We start from the raw sequence: 17931 nt of genomic DNA, 5'->3' as shown, positions 1-17931 counted from the left end.
TGCAAAGTAAAAACCAGCTCGAAAGCTGGTTTATCTTATTGAATTTGACTTAGCATATTATCGATATGCTGGATAGATTTTTCACGACCTAGCAGGTAAATCGTATCTGGCAGCTCTGGTCCATGCATTTCACCTGAAACAGCAATCCGAATCGGCATAAAGAGGTTTTTGCCTTTTATCCCTGTCTCTTTTTGGACAGCCTTGATTTGCGGGAAGATATTCTCCGTCACAAAATCTGCATCAGACATAGCTTCTAGCTTTTCTTTGAAGGCTGTCAACACGGTCGGTACCGTTTCACCAGCCATGACCTCACGCTCCGCATCTGTCAACTCTGGGAAGTCCGCAAAGAAGAGGTCAGTCAGCGGCACAATTTCGTCCACAGACTTCATTTGTGGTTTGTAGAGCTCTACAAGCTTTTCTGCCTTGTCTGTCAAACGGCCCGCTTCTTCCAAGTACGGCTTAGCCAGAGCGAAGATTGTGTCAAAATCTGCATTCTTGATGTATTCATTGTTCATCCAGTCCAGCTTCTTCTGGTCAAAAGCTGCTGGGGACTTGCTGAGACGTTTTTCATCAAAGAGCTCAATCAACTCTTGGCGAGAGAAAATCTCATGCTCGCCACCAGGATTCCAGCCCAGCAGTGCAATAAAGTTAAAGACTGCTTCTGGCAGGTAGCCTTTCTTGCGATAATCCTCAATAAACTGCAAGGTATTGGTGTCGCGCTTAGACAGCTTCTTACCTGTTTCAGAGTTGATAATCAGGGTCATGTGGCCAAATTCTGGTGCTTCCCAGCCTAGAGCTTCATAAACCATGAGTTGCTTAGGTGTATTGGCAATGTGGTCATCCCCCCGAATAACGTGCGAAATTTCCATCAGATGGTCATCAATAACCACAGCAAAGTTATAAGTTGGGTAGCCGTCTTTCTTCTGGATCACCCAGTCACCACCGATATTGCCACCCTCGAACTCAATTTCGCCCTTGACCATGTCAGTCCATTTGTAGACACCAACTTCATTGACAGCCAGACGAACCGTCGGAATAATCCCCGCTGCTTCACGCTCAGCGATGTAGGCTGCCTTTTCTTCCTCTGACATACCTAGAAACTCATTGATATAACGCGGTGTTTCACCAGCTGCTTCCTGACGTTCGCGTTCAGCCGCTAATTCTTCCTCAGTTACATAGGACTTGTAAGCCAAGCCCTTGTCCAAGAGTTCATTGACATATTTTTGGTAAATATCCAAGCGCTCAGACTGGCGGTAGTTTTTGTGAGTCTCAGGACTTTCATCCCAGTCAATACCCAGCCAGCGTAAGTTTTCAAGCTGTGAGCGTTCTCCGTCTTCTACATGGCGCTTGCGGTCTGTATCCTCGATACGGATAATGAAGGTTCCACCATAGTGACGAGCATAGAGGTAGTTAAAGAGCGCAGTCCGCGCATTTCCGATGTGTAAAAGTCCAGTCGGACTTGGTGCATAACGCACTCGAATCGCTTTTGTCAAAGTTCCATTCTCCTATTTGTATTTTGGGGAATCAATCCCACTCCGATTTTCAAACGTAATCATTATATCATACTCTGAGGGCAGAATACGACTTTACAGTCTATTTTTACGACAGGCGCTCTTCCAGCTGGAAGTCGATAGGAAGCCAGGCCAGCACATTCTCCAACTGCTTTTCCCAGTAATACCACTCATGCTTACCTGGACTGTGGCTATAAGTAATCTCCAAGCCTAAGTCTTGCAGGTTTTTCACTGCCTCCTGATTGGCCTTGTAGAGAAAATCTTCTTCGCCACACCAAGCCCAAAGCTTGGTTTTTTTATCAGATTGTTTGGCTATACTTTCCAGCGAATGAGGGCTGCTGGTCCAGTCTTTATAGTCTCCAAAAACTCCTCGCCAATAGGCTGGCGTTGCCATTTCAGCATTATCTGGACGAGCATCAAGAAAACTCAAAGCGCCAGAAAGACTAGCCGCGTATGAAAAGCGGTTAGACTTGAGAGCCAGCTTAAAGGCTCCATATCCGCCCATGGAAAGGCCTGCGATAAAATTCTTCTCCCGCTTATCCGACATATTTGGGAAAAAGCGCTTGAGCACCCGAGGCAGCTCCTCAGCGATGGCTTCGTAATAGTTAAAGCCGTACTGAGTATCGGTGTACCAGCCATTGCTGGTGTTAGGCATGACAACAATCAGATTAGTCGAGCGAACCAGACGCTCAATATTCGAGCGCTTGAGCCAGCTATTGTGATTCCCGTTCATACCATGAAGTAAGTACAAAACAGGAATGTCCTTATCATCCGGCTTGTCCACACGAGCTGCGTCCGGATAGAGGATATTGACACCCCATTCCATCTCCAAAGCCTCAGAATAATACTCTATTTTCATCACTGCCATTCGCATTTCTCCTTCGTATCTTCCTGACAAGAAAAAGCCGAAGCCCGACTTTTCTTGTATTTGTGTTCAGATTTTTACCGCACTTCCATAACGACCGGCAAAATAGCTGGGCGACGCTTGGTTTGGTCAAAGAGATATTTGGCCAGACTGTCACGGACAGCACCCTTCAGCTCACCCCAGTCAAAGCTATCCTGCGCCAGATAGTCTTCCACAGTTTTATTGATAATGTCAGAGCTTTCACGCAAAATATCTCTGCTCTTCTTGACATAGACAAATCCACGGGTGTGTACTTTAGCCTTGGAAATGATTTCCTTTTCCTTCCGGTTAACTGTGAGTGCCACAATGAAAATACCATCTTCAGACAAGACCTTGCGGTCGCGCAGGACGATATTACCCACGTCACCAATCGCATTCCCATCAATCATGACATCTCCTGCTGACACAGCACCAGCTGGCACAAAATCACCATGGTCGTATTCCATAATGCTGCCCCGCTTAGGAATGAAGATATTTTCCGGCAGCATGCCAACTTCCATGGCAGCCTTGGCATGAGCATCCAGTCCGCGGTACTCACCCTGAATAGGGAAGAGGTACTTAGGCTGCAGCAGGTTAATCATGAGCTGCAAATCACGCGCATTTCCATGACCTGAAACCCGCAGGTTTTGGGTAATCAGCTTGACAATGCCCCCCGCTTGATAAATCATATTTTCCACACGAGCTACGACCGCTTCCTTGGCAATAGACGGCGTCGTTACGATGTAAATCAAATCGCCTTCCTTGATTTCCACATAGCGGTGACGTCCGATCGACATCTTGCGCAGGCCATTGATAGGCTCACCCATCCGGCCAGTCTCCAAGATGATCAGCTCATGATCTTCAAACTTAGACATTTCCTTGGGCTTGATTAAGAGGCGTTCATCCACCAAGGACAGCTTCTTGAGACGGATAGCCGTACGAACGATGTTTTCAACATCAAAGCCTGTCAAAACCACTCGGCGGCCAGTCTCTGCAGCTGCATCAAAGACCTGCTGAATACGAGATAAGTTGCTGGCAACCGCCGCAACAATCACACGACCATCCCAGTCAGCAATCGTATCTTCGATTTCCTTGCCGACCTCGCTCTCACTAGCCACCTGAACAGTGCTGTCGGCATTGGCTGAATCACTGAGCAAGGCCAGAACACCCTCGCGGCCAATCTCAGCCAGACGGCCAAAGTCTGTCGCATAGGACGGGCTGGCAGACTGGTCAAACTTGAAATCACCTGTATAAACGATACTGCCTTTTCTGGTCTTGATGACAACTCCCAAACTCTCAGGAATCGAGTGAGTCGTCCGGAAGAAGGAAACCACTGTTTTGCCAAATTCAATCTCGGTATTTTCATCAATCACATGGAAATCATTGAACTTCTTAACCGCATCGTTGTTTTTAACAAAAAGCTTAGCAAGCTCAATCGTCAACTCTGATCCAAAAACTGGCACCTTAGCATCTGCCAAAAGATTAGGCAGAGCACCGATCGCATCTGCGTGCCCGTGCGTCAGAAAGACACCCGCAATCCGCTTCTTGTTTTCAAACAAATAGTCCATGTTGGGAACGACATAATCCACGCCCAACTGCTCATTTTCTGGGTACTTCAGCCCAACATCCAATACAAAAATGGAATCATCCACTTCGGCAACGTAAAGATTTTTACCATTTTCACGTACGCCGCCCAAAGCAATCAGTTTAATATTGCTCTTGCTCATTTTTTCTCCTATTCAATTTTCAGAACCTCACTTTTATCAAAGATTCTTTATTTTATTACTAACGGTCCTTGGCTAGCCAAGTCGAATTACAGTCTTGCAAACCTATGGTTTGCATATCTAACCTATTATAGCATTTTTTCATGTTTTTTCAAAACAAAGAAAAATTGTTTTTCCATTGTCACTTAGAATGAAGCTATTTTTCTAACCACGAAAAACACACCGACAGCAAAAAAGAAACAGCCGCAAACTGTCCCTTTTTAGGGTTAGGCTTTGCCAGTCAGATTAAAACGGACAAAATAAACCATTATCGCAGCTGTAACCAAGAAAGCCAGCCCGACCGTTGCCAGAGCATGAGCAGAAAAGAACAGCAGGCTAGCTATCAAGCTTAGAATCGGAAGCGCTACCTCTATAAGCAGAAACCTCATTGAAAATCTACGTTCTAGCTTATTACAAGTAGTGTAGGACAGACAGGGGGGAGAAATTTTCATTACCGAAATGCTCGGAAAGCCCAATCAACTTCTACCCAAAAGTGATAATGTCCAAAAGAAACAGCCGCTCAATCAAATGAGGAAAATCGATAGGGCTGAGATCAACCGAGACAAAACTGTGATTGGGATTACTGAGAAAGCCGGGCAGGATTTAGGTCGTCAAAATTCCAATCACTGCTACCCAAAGACCGATATGGCAAGGAAAGATCAGAGGCAGAAAGAGGCAGGCCGTACAAATGACATAGTCGGATTCATAGTCAAACAGTTGGTGGCGGCATTTTTCTTTTTTCATATTCATACTCTTTCATAAATCCTAAAAACGATTCACCCATATAGCCAAGCGCTGGTAGAAAAAGAGCCAGCAGTCTGCAAGAAAATTAAGGCCCAGCACAATGTAGAGGCCGCGAAGATTTTCCTTAGCATAGACCGCGCTAGCGTAAATCAGTTCCTGACCACCTAAGTGATAATTCAACAAGTCCATCTCTTCTAAATAAATAAGCTTACTCCAAAATTCACTGCCTAGATAAATTAACAGAATATAATTTGCTACTCTGATTACTGGATACAGATATGATGCCAAATAGTAATGTGCATGCTTTTGAAGATGCCAGCGTCTCAGCCATTCTCGTCTATCAAGCTGAGGTCCTGCAAGAATAAAAGTGAGGACGGCCGCTGTCTCTACAACATCTTTGAAGGGATAGAAGCTCCATTTGAGAATAGGCTCAAAAGAATCAATACCTGTAATCCCGTAGCTTTTAATCACTAAACTATCCAAGAATTGATAATTGAAGATAATGAATAACATTAAAAATAATATTAAAAACAAGAAAAAGAAATAACCTTTTTTCCACCTTAAAAATCTTTTATACTTCCGACTCCGCCGAATCATCTGCAGCTTGAAATTGGGATTATTCGTTATATTCTCCGCAATAGGCTCACCGCAAGCCGGGCAGATGACATAGTCGGCCTCATAGTCAAACAGCTGGTGCCGACATTTTTCTTTTTTCAGCTTCATTTTCTCTTTACCTTTCCAAAAACCCGAATATCAAGCTGTATGATATTCGGGTTTCTCACCTTTTATTGGCTCACTTGGTCTTGCAAATTGCTTATCACCAGTCAGCACCATAGTATCGGAGCATCCGCTTGCTGACCCGCATGCCATTGTACTGAATCAGCGAAATCCAGCGGTATTTGTCAATCAAATCTTTAGACACCATTCTGCGACTGCTCCGCAAAGACAATCTGACTTGGCAAGACACCGCTCAAAGAGAAAAACAGAAGCAAAAGATACACTTGAACTTTTCTTATAATCGGTATAATCATACCCTCCTAACTGCTAATTGTTTTCCAATCATCATCCCTAATATAAATATACAATGAAAACCCTTTCCCGTCAACGGTATCTTATACTTGCAAAGTACAAGAAAACAGTTCCCAGAGGGTTTTCACCCCAGATACACGGCATGCCAATCGTAGCAAAAAAACGACCTCTAGCTTTACTCGGCTAGAGGTCTGGTTTACTTCGCTGGTATGAGAGCAATCAGTTCATCCAAGGTGTAACTGAATAACAATTTTTTGATTTATTGTTTTTATTATTTTTTATAAACTTTTAATTCCTTCAACCGCTAATGATTTTCTTTTTATCTTAGCATTGGAAATCTCTATAATATAATAAAGCGCTATTGATTGAATTCTCGAAGTTTGAAAACCATCTAAAAGCTTCTACTTTCTATACTATCGTTACAATCAGGCAAGCTAAGCAGGCCTGTCTGACAATTCAACCAATATGTCAAGTAAAGCAACTACTTATGTATTACAAACAACTATACCAACAAAGTAAACTTAAAAGCGAATGAATTTGGTTTCCTTTCTTTCTATTTCCTTAATTCTATTATAGTACTCTATTCAGATTTTTGCAAGCGTTTACACAATAAAAATACAAAAATATTTTAAGAATTTTGAAAAAGTAGTTACACAAAGAAAAAAGGCCTTGACAAACTAGATGCTGTTTTGTTATGCGGTTAATAATTCAGTATATGTTGCTTTTTCAATCCAGTAAGAATGTTAAGAATCCTCTTCTCAGAAATTAGATTCTAATTGCAATTTTTTTATGTTAAAATAAATAGCGATTATATACCTCTTCCAGTATTTTATTTGGAATATTACTTATTTCATTCATTGCTTCGCATGAATTTATAATTTAGACAACTTTAATAAAGGGAATACTATTATGAGAAAAATTTTAAAAGAGGATAAACTTTATTCTTTAGCTGAATTTAGAGATAAGCTCTATGATGATTTAGATTTATCAAGAAGCGATTTAGCTACTTTGTTATGTGCAATGTTGATTGCATCTATTGGCTTAAACATGGATTCCACTCCAGTTATCATTGGGGCAATGTTGATTTCTCCATTAATGACACCTATTATTGGAATTGGTTTTTCATTAGCAATACTAGATATGAAACTGCTCAGAAAGTCATTTAAAATTCTTTCTATTCAAGTTTTGTTAAGCCTCTTAGCATCTACGATTTATTTTTTTATTTCTCCAATTTCTTATGCAAGTTCAGAAATTATTGCCAGAACTTCACCAACAATTTGGGATGTAGTTATAGCTTTTGTGGGTGGGGTAGCTGGAGTTATTGGAGCACGAAAAAAAGAAGCAAATAACATTGTACCTGGAGTTGCTATCGCAACAGCTCTTATGCCCCCAGTATGTACTGTCGGTTATGCTATAGCAACGGGAAACTTTGAGTTTATGTTAGGAGCATCCTACTTATTTTTCATTAACTGTAGTTTCATTATGCTTGCTACATACATAGGGACGAGCTTAACTATGGTGAAAAATCATTACATTAAACACAATCAAGAAGCCTATAAAATGCGAAAAATATTAATTCTAGTTTCGCTTATTCTTATTATTCCAAGTTTGGTTTCAGCGACTACCTTAGTGAGAGAGACCTTAATCAATGAATCTATAAATAAATACTTATCTGATCAGTTTAAAGACAACACAATCCTAAAAAAGAACTATGATAAAGAAGATAATACTCTAAAGTTAACTATTTCAGGAAACTATCTTTCAGATGAGAAATTGAAAGAAATTCTTAGTAAACAAAACGATTATGGCTTGAAAAATATTTCAATTCAAATTTCACAATTATCCAATGACCGCTTAACCGAAAAAGACATCGTTGAGTATATTATTCAATATAAAAATGACCATGAACTTCAAAAAATTGATAAGGAGAAGGAGAAGAAAGAAACTCCAACTAAAAACAAGGAATAGAAACAATTTTCCTAGACAAATACACAAAAAAGAGAGAACAGAATTAATTGTTCTCTCTTTTTAGTTACTATAGTTAACAAAGACTTTTTATAAGGAAAATCGACTATTGGTATTATTTAACGTCTTTATCGTCTTTCTTAACCATATTTTTAACACCTTCGATCGCGCCTTCAACAGCATCTTTGGCATCTTCTGCAACTTCTTTAACTTTAGAAACTACTTTTTCAGCAGCTCCTTCTTTTTCTGTTTTTTTATCACCAGTTAATTTGCCAAAGCCTTCTTTAACAGAACCTTTAGCTTGGTTGAATTTTTCTTCTGTAGACATAATTGATACCTCCGTTGTTAGTTTCAATTTTTAAAGAAATGAAAGAATATAAGAATTCCTAATCTCAGTGAGAGAATTAACGAACGCGAGCGTTTTCATTTGATGCAGCGTCTTTAACAGCCTCTACACCATCGCCAACTTTTTCTTGAACAGCTGAGAAACCACCGCTAATGCCAGATTTTGCTTTTTCGAATTGCTCTGAAGCAAATTCACCTGTTGATTCAGCAACATCTGTCACTCGGTCTTGAAGGCTTACTGAATCCGCTTCGTGTTGTTCTTTTGTTTTAATATCAACAACATTGACATTTACTTCAACAACTTCCAAATTAGTCATCTTAGAAACTTCTTCTACAACAACTTTCTTGATTTCTTTGTATAAAGCAGGAACATTCTTTTGATATTCTGCAACCACATTCAAGTCAACAGCTACTTGTTCTTTACCAACTTCAACATTGACACCATGAGTCACGTTGTCAGAGTTGACCAATTTATCTTTTATATTAGAGAAAAAGCCACCGTCAACAGCCAGTAAACCTGAAACTTTTTCTAAAGAGAGACCGATAATTTTTTGAATGACCTTATCATCGTAAGTCAATTCACCTTTTACTTCGTGAGCTGCTTGAGCAACCTCTTTTTTTGCAACATCTTTAACATCTTTATTTGACATGTTAAACTCCTTTATTCTTATTTAAATATATTTTTGTTTTGAATATAATATCCAATTCCTGCCCCTAGAGTAGCGCAAATCAAGACAAATAGAGTCTTAAAGAAGCCAAAGGATAGGATAAAACACGCTAGAATAATGCCTGCTAATCCAGACAAGATTGGATATTGATATTTTTTAAACCATTCCATTTTTTACTTCCTTACTTTACACGACTAGTAGTTTTTTTAGCCGCTTCTTTTGGCTTGAAGTCTGAGACAGAAATTTTAAGCTTGACATTATGATTGATTCCGAAGAATTCTGTCAATCCAGACGCAATTTCTTCTTGAATCAACTGACTTCTCTTGATGATGTTTTCCGAAGGAACGATTGCCCCTTTAACGGAAACCATGCATTTGTTTTTACGGCTATTTACTGAAACTGTAGGATCTTTAATTAAACCGTGTTCTGTTAACAGACTACGAACAAACCCTTCAATGGCTGAATTTTTCAGCATCAGTTTCCCATCCGCATCAGCTAGCTGAATTTCCAAACGTCTCTTAGGATAAAAAGCTATCACTAACATCAGTAGTAAGATTAAGCTTGCTAAAACCACAGTGCCCCAGAAAACATACCTAGAAAGATAGTAGCCCACAAAAGGAATCTGCTTCCAAGTGAATAACTTCCAGCTAAATAACTGGAGCCCCAGACCGCTGACTTTATGAAAGTCTAGCAAAACAGGAATCAAAATTGTCAAGATTAAAATACAGAAAATAAGGGAAAGTATTTTTCTTGATTTTGACATATTGAATCCTCACATCATTAAATTTTAAATTGTATTTTGAAAGTAAAAAGACAATTTATGCCTTTTTACCTACAAAAAATGATACAACAGCTACTACAATAACTGCACCAATGATAGAAGGAAGCAAGGCCATACCAGCCAAACTAGGACCCCAAGTTCCTAAAAGTGACTGACCGACAGCAGAACCAACTAAACCTGCAACAACGTTTGCAATAACACCCATTGAGCCGCCTTTTTTAGTGATTGATCCAGCAATAAGACCAATAACTCCTCCAACAATAATAGACCAAAGCATATTGATTCTCCTTTCTAATTTTTTCTAAATCAAAATTGTTTAATAATATTTTTTACTATTATTTTTTGATTAATATAATTATATAATTTTCCAACTTGGAAACATAATAATTCAACTTGGTTTTCTTTCCGTTTATCTGTACTATAGATACGTAAATATAAGAATTCCTTGTTCTATAGGCTTTTATCAGCATTTTTAGATATATTTTTGAGTTGTTAAACGAGGTTAAATGCATAAAATATGGTATAATTGCCTGATAATAAAACACTATATAAAGAAAGATAATATTTTAATGCGAGAATTACTATCTAAAAAGAGCCACAGGCAATTAGAACTACTAGAACTACTATTTAAAAACAAACGCTGGTTTCATATTTCTGAGTTGGCTGAACTATTGAATTGTACAGAACGTTCAGTAAAAGATGATTTATCTCATGTCAAGTCTGCGTTTCCTGAATTGATTTTTCACTCGTCTACTAATGGCATACGTATCATTAATACCGATGATAGTGATATTGAGATGGTCTATCACCATTTTTTAAAGCATTCAACCCATTTTTCAATTTTAGAATTCATCTTCTTTAACGAAGGATACGAAACTGAGAGTATTTGCAAAGAGTTTTATATAAGCTCTTCCTCACTCTATCGTATAATCAGTCACATTAACAAAATCATAAAAAAACAATATAATTTTAAAATTAGTCTCAATCCTGCTCGGATTATTGGAGATGAGATTGATATCCGTTATTTTTTTGCACAATATTTTTCGGAAAAATATTATTTTCTTGAATGGCCCTTTACAGATTTTTCAGTAGAACCTTTGTGTAGGCTGTTAGCACTGGTCTATAAAGAAACTGCATTTCCTGTCAATTTCGCAACTCAAAGAATGTTAAAATTGCTCCTGGTTACAAATTTATATCGAATAAAGTTTGGTCATTTCTTAGAAGTTGAGAAAGATTCTTTTAACAATCAATTGTTAGAATCTTTCATGCAGGCAGAAGGAATCGAAGACATTGTAGCAAGCTTTGATTCTGAATACCATATCTCTTTGAATAAAGAAGTGATAGGTCAACTATTTGTCTCCTATTTTCAAAAAATGTTTTTCATTGATGAAAATCTATTTATGAGCTGCGCGAAAACAGACAGCTATGTAAAAAATTCGTATCAATTATTAAGTGATTTAATTGATCAGATAGAAAGCAAATATAATCTTAAAATTGACAATACGGACAATCTTATTTGGCATTTGCATAATACAACACATCTGCACCGTCAGGAACTATCTACAGAGTTTATCCTATTTGATCAAAAAGGGAATACAATCAAAAACTTTCAAAATATTTTCCCTCAATTTGTTTCAGATATTAAAAAAGGGATTGAACATTATCTAGAGACTCTTGGTATCGATAATAATTCAATGAAAGTCAATCATTTATCTTATACTTTTATCACTCATAGCAAACATTTAGTGCTGAATCTTTTACAAAATCAGCCTAAATTAAAGGTTTTAGTCATGAGTAATTTTGATCAGTATCATGCAAAATCAGTAGCAGAGACACTTTCTTATTATTGCAGCAACAATTTTGAACTTGAAGTTTGGAATAAATTAGAACTATCAATTGATTCTTTAAAAGAATCACCTTACGATATCATCATTTCTAATTTTATTATTCCACCAATTGAGAACAAGAGACTGATCTATTCCAATAATATTAATACGGTCGCACTCATCTCCTTACTTAACGCAATGATGTTTATTCGATTAGATGAGTGATTTAGACTATTTTGATAACAAAAAAACCGCAATCTAGCGGTTTTTATTAATCTGTGAGAGTCTTTTGAACATTAATTGTCTAACTTTTTGGGAACAGTACATTATTTAGTACATATTCTTTCTCTTGTTTTTACAAAACTCTGAGCAAACCTATTCAAACAAGCCGTAGTAATCTGCGATGGTCATCTTGGCTTTCTCGTCTTTGTTTAAGTCCTGAATAATCTGCCCGTCTTTCATGACGATTAGTCGGTTACCGTATTTGAGGGCATCCTCCATGTGATGAGTAATCATAAGAGCTGTGAGGCGGTCACGATTGACAAATTCATTGGTCAGCTCCATCAAGGCTACACTGGTCTTGGGATCCAGTGCTGCAGTATGCTCATCCAGAAGTAAAAGTTCTGGGCGCTTGAGCGTTGCCATGAGCAGACTCAAAGCCTGTCTTTGCCCGCCAGAAAGAAATTCAATCGGTGTATCCAGATGCTTGTCCAGGCCATTGCCAATTTTCTCAATCGTCGCCTGAAACTCTTCCCTGTAACTGTTGAGCCCACGGGGTACCAAGCCACGCTTTTCGCCTCGGAATTTGGCAATGAGAAGATTTTCCGCCACTGTCATCCGCGGAGCCGTTCCCATCTTAGGATCCTGAAAGACACGGGACAGGTACTTGGCCCGCTTTTCTGGTGAAAAATGAGTGACATTTTCCCCCAAGATATGAATGCTGCCGCTGGTCAGAGGGAGAGTTCCGGCAATGACATTGAACAGGGTTGACTTTCCTGCACCGTTTCCACCTAAAATTGTAATAAAATCATGCTCGTGAATGTCTAAAGAAACATCATTTAGGATGATTTTTTCTTCATCAAAGTCGCTCTTTACAAGCTTGGTTGCATTTCTTAATTCTACAATCGCTGTCATTTGCTTAACTTGGCTCCTTTAAAGAATTTATTTTTCAGGGTTGGAATCATGAGACAGACGGCCAGAATCACCGCGCTGTAAAGACGGAGATAGTTGGTATTGAAGCCGAGAGCAATGACACCCCAGATCAAGAACTGATAGGCAATCGCACCAACTACAATGGTAATCAGCCGCTCTGCCAAGGTCAGACTCCGGAAGAGTACCTCGCCAATGATAAGACTGGCCAGACCAACTACGATTACTCCAATCCCGCGGGAAACATCTGCATAGCCTTCCTGCTGGGCAATCAGCGCCCCAGCCAGAGCAATCAAGCCGTTTGATAGAATCAGTCCCATCAACTCCATACGGCCAGTATTGATTCCAAAACTGCGAGCCATATCCGGATTATCTCCGGTCGCGATATAAGCCTGCCCTAGCTTAGTATCCAAGAAAAAGAGCAGGGCTGCAATCACTAGACTGACAAAAATCAAACCAGTCAAGAGGTCATTGACTTCCCCTGAAAAAGGCAGAATATCCTGAATTTTACTGCTGCCTAAAAGCCCCAGATTGGCACGGCCCATCAGCATCAGCATGATAGAGTGGCAGGAGGTCATGACCAAAATCCCTGAAAGCAAGGTCGGAATTTTCCCCTTGGTATAGAGCAGACCTGTCACGGCACCCGCAGCACAGCCCGCTAAAACGGCCGCTGCAGTTGCTAGAAAAGGATTGACTCCTTTGGTAATCAAGGTAACAGCCACCGCCCCGCCCAAGGGGAAGGAGCCTTCTGTCGTCATATCAGGAAAGCCCAGAATCCGGAAGGTCATAAAAATACCTAGACCTAAAACGGCCCAAACCAATCCCTGAGAAATAATGGAAAGAATCATAACATTGTCCTAACTAATTAAAATCGTTTCTCTATTTTAACATAAAAAAGGAGCCAATTTCAATGCCAATGCGCAGACAAAGAAATTGACTTCCCAACTATTCCTCAACAACTGTCATTCGACCAGTATCTACATCATAAACCGCGCCTGAGATTTTTACATCAGCTGGGATCAGCGGCGACTGCCGCAGCAAGGCCATATCCTCACGCACGCTTTCCTCTACATCTGTAAAAGGTAAAAAGTCCTGATCACTGACATCGACACCTAGCTCTTTATGAAGATAGGCCGTAAACTCCTCATTCTTAAAAGTCTGTGCCCCGCAGTCTGTATGATGCAAAACCACGATTTCCCGCGTTCCTAGCTGCTGCTGAGAGATGACCAGCGAGCGAATCATGTCCTCCGTCACCCGACCGCCAGCATTGCGCAAAATATGAGCGTCTCCAAGCGCTAGACCCAGAGCCTGAGCCACGTGAAGCCTAGAGTCCATGCAGGTCACGATAGCTACCTTGGTCTTGGGATTAATGGGCAGATGTGCCGTTCCATGCAGATCGACATAAGCTTTATTGGCCTTCATAAAGTTTTCAAAATATGACATTCTTTCCCCTTGCTGATACTTTGATATTCAAATAATTTTATATTATCTTACCATCTTTTCTGCTATTTGTCAGTTCTCGACTTTGTTAAAAAAAATAGGACAGTCAAATCCAGCATCTAGCCTGATCTTCTGTCCTAGTTTTCTTTATTATGAGCTTCTTGGAATAAACTTGCTGAGTGAGCCTGCAAAGGTTTGAAGATTGAGACTTTGCACATAGACTTCACCAGTACCTTGGAAGGTGTTGACCACTCCTTCTCCCGTTCCGATAGACTGCCAGAAGCCATTTTCTAAATGAACATGATAATTCAAAGACTGGCTCCAAGCCACTACATGGGCATTGTCAATTGTTACTTCTTGGTTATGAAGCTCAAGTTTCTTAATAGAACCAAAAGCATTAGCCAAAAGAGTTCCCTGACCTTGGGTCGTCATGACGAAGAAACCGCCTTGCCCGCCAAAGAGGGCTTTCCCAACAGACTGGCGCTCCATGGTATAGTAAGCTGTACCATCAAGAGCTAGAAAGGCACCGTCATTCAGCCGATATTGCTTTTCGCCTAGCTGAAGGGGAATGACTTGACCAGGAGCATCTGGCGCTAAAGCAAGGTAGCCATTATCAGACTGGGCAACAGCCTGAGTAATAAAGGTACTTTCACCAGAAACCATTGACCGACCTACAGCCTTGACAAAACGTCCCAAGCCAGAACCGCTTGCATTTAGCTGAGTATTCAGAGTCACATTCGGCGTGTGGTAGACCATGCTGCCACGCTGGATAAAGACGGTTTCACCTTGATTGAGCGACAACTCAACCAAAGGAAACTGCATATTACTATCCATAGAAAATCGCATAAGAAATACCTCCTTCTTATTATGACTTGATTATAACATTTTCATATATTTTGGACAAAGGAAAACTGAAGCATCAAAAAAGAAGAGACAGCCTGAGTCTCTCCTAGAAATTTTCAAGAATTGTCAATATTCAGGTGTGGGCGAAGAACATTTGCAAAGGTTTCAATATTGAGACTTTGGATGTAAATTTCGCCAGTTCCATAGAAGGTATTAACCACTCCTTCACCAGTTCCCATGGACTGCCAGAAACCATTTTCTAAATGAATATCATATTCCAACTCTCGACTCCATGCTACTACGTGGGCATTGTCAATCGTTATCCTATCATTATGCAGCTCGACCTTTTGAATCGAGCCAAAGGAATTTACCAAGAGTGTCCCCTGACCTTGGGTACTCATCACATAAAAGCCTCCTTGGCCACCAAAGAGAGCTCGACCCACCGACTGCCTCTCCAAAGTATAAGAGGCAGAACCATCCATAGCCAGAAAAGCTCCATCATTAAGGCGGTATTGCTTTTCGCCTAGTTCCAGAGCAACAATCTGACCAGGTACATTAGGCGCTAAGGCTAGACGACCGTTATTTGATTGAGCAGTTGCTTCAGTGATAAACACTCCTTCGCCAGAAGCCATAGAACGGCCCACAGCTTGGATTGCCTTGCCAAAGATTGATTGAGACTCTGCATTCACTTTAGCATTCAAGACAACGTTGGGAGTGTGGTATATCATGCTCCCGGTCTGAATACGAACAGACTCTGATGCATCTAAGGCAATCTCCGCCAAGGGAAATTGAGCATTGTTGGTAATAGAAACATTCATACGATGATCTACCATGGTTGATTATCCTCCTAAAAAATCTGGAAAAACAACTTATAGGAAATTCCAGATAAATCCTATTTTTTCTAGCAATATTATAGCACGCACAACAACTTTTCGCAATACTACTTTAATCAAGAAAATACTTTCTTTAACACTTCCCCAATCGTCGTCACACCAATGACTTGGATATTGTCTGGAACTTTGAGGCCGTTCAGAGCGTTTTTAGGAGCGTAGACTTTGGTGAAACCCAGCTTTGCTGCTTCGTTGATGCGCTGCTCGATGCGGTTGACCCGTCGGATTTCGCCAGTCAGGCCAATTTCACCGATAAAGCACTCTTGAGGATTGGTAGGTAAATCCTTGTAGCTGGAAGCAATGGCTACCGCTACTGCCAAATCAATGGCTGGCTCATCTAGCTTGACGCCGCCAGCTGACTTGAGGTAGGCATCTTGATTTTGCAGAAGGAGTCCCGCCCTCTTTTCCAGAACAGCCATGATGAGGCTGGCTCGGTTAAAGTCCAGTCCAGTCGTGGTTCGTTTGGCATTGCCGAACATGGTCGGTGTCACCAAAGCCTGCACCTCAGCCAAAATCGGCCGCGTTCCTTCCATGGTCACGACAATAGACGAGCCTGTCGCGCCGTCCAGACGCTCTTCCAGAAAGACTTCACTGGGATTGACAACCTCAACTAGCCCGCCAGATTGCATCTCAAAAATACCAATCTCATTGGTCGAGCCAAAGCGGTTCTTGACTGCTCTCAAGATACGGAAAGTATGCTGACGTTCACCCTCAAAATAAAGCACGGTGTCCACCATGTGCTCCAAAGTTCGAGGACCAGCTAAGGTTCCTTCCTTGGTCATGTGACCAACGATAAAGGTCGCAATATTATTGGTCTTGGCCAGCTGCATGAGCTCAGCTGTCACCTCTCGAACTTGAGAAACAGAGCCTTGAACACTGGAAATTTCCGGCGACATCACCGTCTGTATAGAGTCGATAATCAGAAAATCTGGCTTGATTTTCTCAATCTCCGTGCGGATATTTTGCATATTGGTCTCGGCGTAGAGATAAAATTCACTGTCAATATCACCGAGACGCTCCGCCCGCAACTTAATCTGCTCAGCTGATTCCTCCCCACTGACATATAGGACGATGCCCTGGTGGGAAAGCTGGGTGGATACCTGCAGAAGCAGGGTGGATTTCCCGATACCGGGATCCCCGCCAATCAGAACCAGACTACCAGGCACTACGCCACCACCCAGCACACGGTTGAACTCGTCCATTTCCGTCTTGGTCCGATTGACATCAATCGAAGTGACCTCAGCCAGCTTCATGGGCCGGGTCTTTTCGCCTGTCAAGGAAACACGGGCATGCTTGACCTCTGCAGCCTCTACTTCCTCAACGAAAGAAGACCAAGAGCCGCAGTTAGGACAACGGCCTAGATACTTGGGCGAATGATATTCACAATTTTGACAGACAAAGGTCGTTTTTTTCTTAGCGATGGTGATTCTCCTTATTTTCTAATAATCCAAACAAAAGTAGATAAGACCTGACACACCTGCTCTATATTAGTAAAGCCAGCATTTTCTAGCATGTCTGCAACTTCTTGAGGCGAGAGGGAATTCATCAAACCAGCTTGATTCTCATAAGTACGCTGAACTTGTTGCTGATTGGCTCCTAGCTCTGAAGCAAGTGTTTTCCAATAGCCTAGTTGCTGGTTGGAAAAAAAGCTAAGAATCAGAAGGCCACCTTCACCTAAAGAATCATAAATTTTTTGAAGAAAAAAGCTGGGATTCTCAACAAACTGCAACACTAGCAAGCAAGAACAAATCTGATAAGCAGAAGGCAGCACTGCTTCTTCAAATCGACTATTAAGATACTCTGCTTGAGGCAGATGAACCTGTCTTTTAAGCTCTTGCAGCATCGCCTCACTTGGCTCCACAACGGTCACCCCTGCCTTAGGAAATAAGGATGCCAAAGCATTCAACTCATCCGTCTGGCTTGCCAAAGCTAACACTTTATCGACTTTTAAACTGGGTGCTAACCTGAGCAATACTCCTCGGAAAATCACATCTAGCATCACATCATAGCCTGGAATTTTCTGACGAATTTCTGTTGCATAGTCCTTGTTCTTAAATTCTTTCATATTTTCTTTTATCTCTAAATACTTTTGTT

Annotated in this window: 20 protein-coding genes; 2 read left to right on the top strand and 18 right to left on the bottom strand. The window is 40.8% G+C overall.

The features are described 5' to 3' along the window. Nucleotides 1–35: 35 nt before the first annotated feature. The 6 genes from gltX to FKX92_RS05985 form a co-directional block, all read right to left on the bottom strand. The gene (gltX, locus tag FKX92_RS06005) at nt 36–1493 is read right to left on the bottom strand and encodes a glutamate--tRNA ligase (protein WP_149565800.1); all 1458 of its coding nucleotides are present in this window, start codon (nt 1491–1493) and stop codon (nt 36–38) included. A 106-nt stretch (nt 1494–1599) separates the two neighbouring features. Continuing rightward, a complete protein-coding gene (locus FKX92_RS06000) occupies nt 1600–2379 on the bottom strand; it encodes an alpha/beta hydrolase (RefSeq protein WP_002911577.1) in 780 nt (259 codons plus the stop codon). A 74-nt stretch (nt 2380–2453) separates the two neighbouring features. Then, a complete protein-coding gene (locus FKX92_RS05995; RefSeq protein ID WP_149565799.1) occupies nt 2454–4121 on the bottom strand; it encodes a ribonuclease J in 1668 nt (555 codons plus the stop codon). A gap of 263 nt (nt 4122–4384) precedes the next feature. Then, nucleotides 4385–4546, bottom strand: a complete 162-nt coding sequence (locus FKX92_RS12040) for a hypothetical protein (RefSeq protein ID WP_002908616.1) — start codon at nt 4544–4546, stop codon at nt 4385–4387. 214 nt (nt 4547–4760) lie between these two features. Further along, the gene (locus tag FKX92_RS12035; RefSeq protein WP_172633372.1) at nt 4761–4901 is read right to left on the bottom strand and encodes a hypothetical protein; all 141 of its coding nucleotides are present in this window, start codon (nt 4899–4901) and stop codon (nt 4761–4763) included. 21 nt (nt 4902–4922) lie between these two features. After that, a complete protein-coding gene (locus FKX92_RS05985; RefSeq protein ID WP_002911574.1) occupies nt 4923–5624 on the bottom strand; it encodes a hypothetical protein in 702 nt (233 codons plus the stop codon). A gap of 1215 nt (nt 5625–6839) precedes the next feature. On the opposite strand from FKX92_RS05985, the gene FKX92_RS05980 reads away from it, so the two are divergent. Then, nucleotides 6840–7898 carry a TIGR00341 family protein gene (locus FKX92_RS05980; RefSeq protein WP_124764995.1) on the top strand — a complete coding sequence of 353 codons (1059 nt, stop codon included), beginning with the start codon at nt 6840–6842 and terminating at the stop codon, nt 7896–7898. A 112-nt stretch (nt 7899–8010) separates the two neighbouring features. Here the strand turns inward: FKX92_RS05980 and FKX92_RS05975 are convergent, their stop codons facing one another. The 5 genes from FKX92_RS05975 to FKX92_RS05955 form a co-directional block, all read right to left on the bottom strand. Beyond that, on the bottom strand, nt 8011–8223 hold the full coding sequence (locus FKX92_RS05975) for a CsbD family protein (RefSeq protein WP_002911569.1): 213 nt from the start codon (nt 8221–8223) through the stop codon (nt 8011–8013). A 76-nt stretch (nt 8224–8299) separates the two neighbouring features. Beyond that, on the bottom strand, nt 8300–8890 hold the full coding sequence (locus tag FKX92_RS05970) for an Asp23/Gls24 family envelope stress response protein (RefSeq protein WP_124764997.1): 591 nt from the start codon (nt 8888–8890) through the stop codon (nt 8300–8302). 17 nt (nt 8891–8907) lie between these two features. After that, nucleotides 8908–9078, bottom strand: coding sequence for a DUF2273 domain-containing protein (locus FKX92_RS05965; RefSeq protein WP_002899156.1), 171 nt, complete (start codon nt 9076–9078; stop codon nt 8908–8910). Between the two features lie 11 nt (nt 9079–9089). Then, on the bottom strand, nt 9090–9671 hold the full coding sequence (gene amaP / locus FKX92_RS05960; RefSeq protein WP_002893930.1) for an alkaline shock response membrane anchor protein AmaP: 582 nt from the start codon (nt 9669–9671) through the stop codon (nt 9090–9092). 55 nt (nt 9672–9726) lie between these two features. Next, nucleotides 9727–9966: a GlsB/YeaQ/YmgE family stress response membrane protein gene (locus FKX92_RS05955; RefSeq protein WP_002899160.1), complete on the bottom strand. Its 240-nt coding sequence runs from the start codon at nt 9964–9966 to the stop codon at nt 9727–9729. A 292-nt stretch (nt 9967–10258) separates the two neighbouring features. On the opposite strand from FKX92_RS05955, the gene FKX92_RS05950 reads away from it, so the two are divergent. Continuing rightward, nucleotides 10259–11740, top strand: coding sequence for a M protein trans-acting positive regulator PRD domain-containing protein (locus FKX92_RS05950; RefSeq protein WP_149565906.1), 1482 nt, complete (start codon nt 10259–10261; stop codon nt 11738–11740). Between the two features lie 150 nt (nt 11741–11890). Here the strand turns inward: FKX92_RS05950 and FKX92_RS05945 are convergent, their stop codons facing one another. The 7 genes from FKX92_RS05945 to FKX92_RS05915 form a co-directional block, all read right to left on the bottom strand. Beyond that, a complete protein-coding gene (locus FKX92_RS05945; protein ID WP_149565798.1) occupies nt 11891–12649 on the bottom strand; it encodes an ABC transporter ATP-binding protein in 759 nt (252 codons plus the stop codon). Continuing rightward, nucleotides 12646–13512 carry an ABC transporter permease gene (locus FKX92_RS05940; protein ID WP_002902146.1) on the bottom strand — a complete coding sequence of 289 codons (867 nt, stop codon included), beginning with the start codon at nt 13510–13512 and terminating at the stop codon, nt 12646–12648. Before FKX92_RS05940 ends, FKX92_RS05945 begins: the two co-directional genes overlap by 4 nt. A 97-nt stretch (nt 13513–13609) precedes the next feature. Further along, nucleotides 13610–14107, bottom strand: coding sequence for a beta-class carbonic anhydrase (locus FKX92_RS05935; protein ID WP_002922537.1), 498 nt, complete (start codon nt 14105–14107; stop codon nt 13610–13612). A 147-nt stretch (nt 14108–14254) separates the two neighbouring features. Continuing rightward, nucleotides 14255–14950 (bottom strand): TIGR00266 family protein, encoded by a 696-nt coding sequence (locus FKX92_RS05930; RefSeq protein ID WP_002902143.1) that lies wholly within the window; start codon nt 14948–14950, stop codon nt 14255–14257. A 113-nt stretch (nt 14951–15063) separates the two neighbouring features. Further along, on the bottom strand, nt 15064–15780 hold the full coding sequence (locus FKX92_RS05925; protein ID WP_002902140.1) for a TIGR00266 family protein: 717 nt from the start codon (nt 15778–15780) through the stop codon (nt 15064–15066). Between the two features lie 116 nt (nt 15781–15896). Next, nucleotides 15897–17264, bottom strand: coding sequence for a DNA repair protein RadA (gene radA / locus FKX92_RS05920; RefSeq protein ID WP_080555468.1), 1368 nt, complete (start codon nt 17262–17264; stop codon nt 15897–15899). Between the two features lie 5 nt (nt 17265–17269). Continuing rightward, nucleotides 17270–17902, bottom strand: a complete 633-nt coding sequence (locus FKX92_RS05915) for a methyltransferase domain-containing protein (RefSeq protein WP_002902135.1) — start codon at nt 17900–17902, stop codon at nt 17270–17272. Nucleotides 17903–17931 lie beyond the last annotated feature (29 nt).

It is taken from the genome of Streptococcus sanguinis, assembly GCF_008329445.1.
Classification (GTDB): Bacteria; Bacillota; Bacilli; order Lactobacillales; family Streptococcaceae; genus Streptococcus; species Streptococcus sanguinis_O.
This window is presented reverse-complemented; position numbering and strand designations above follow the sequence as displayed.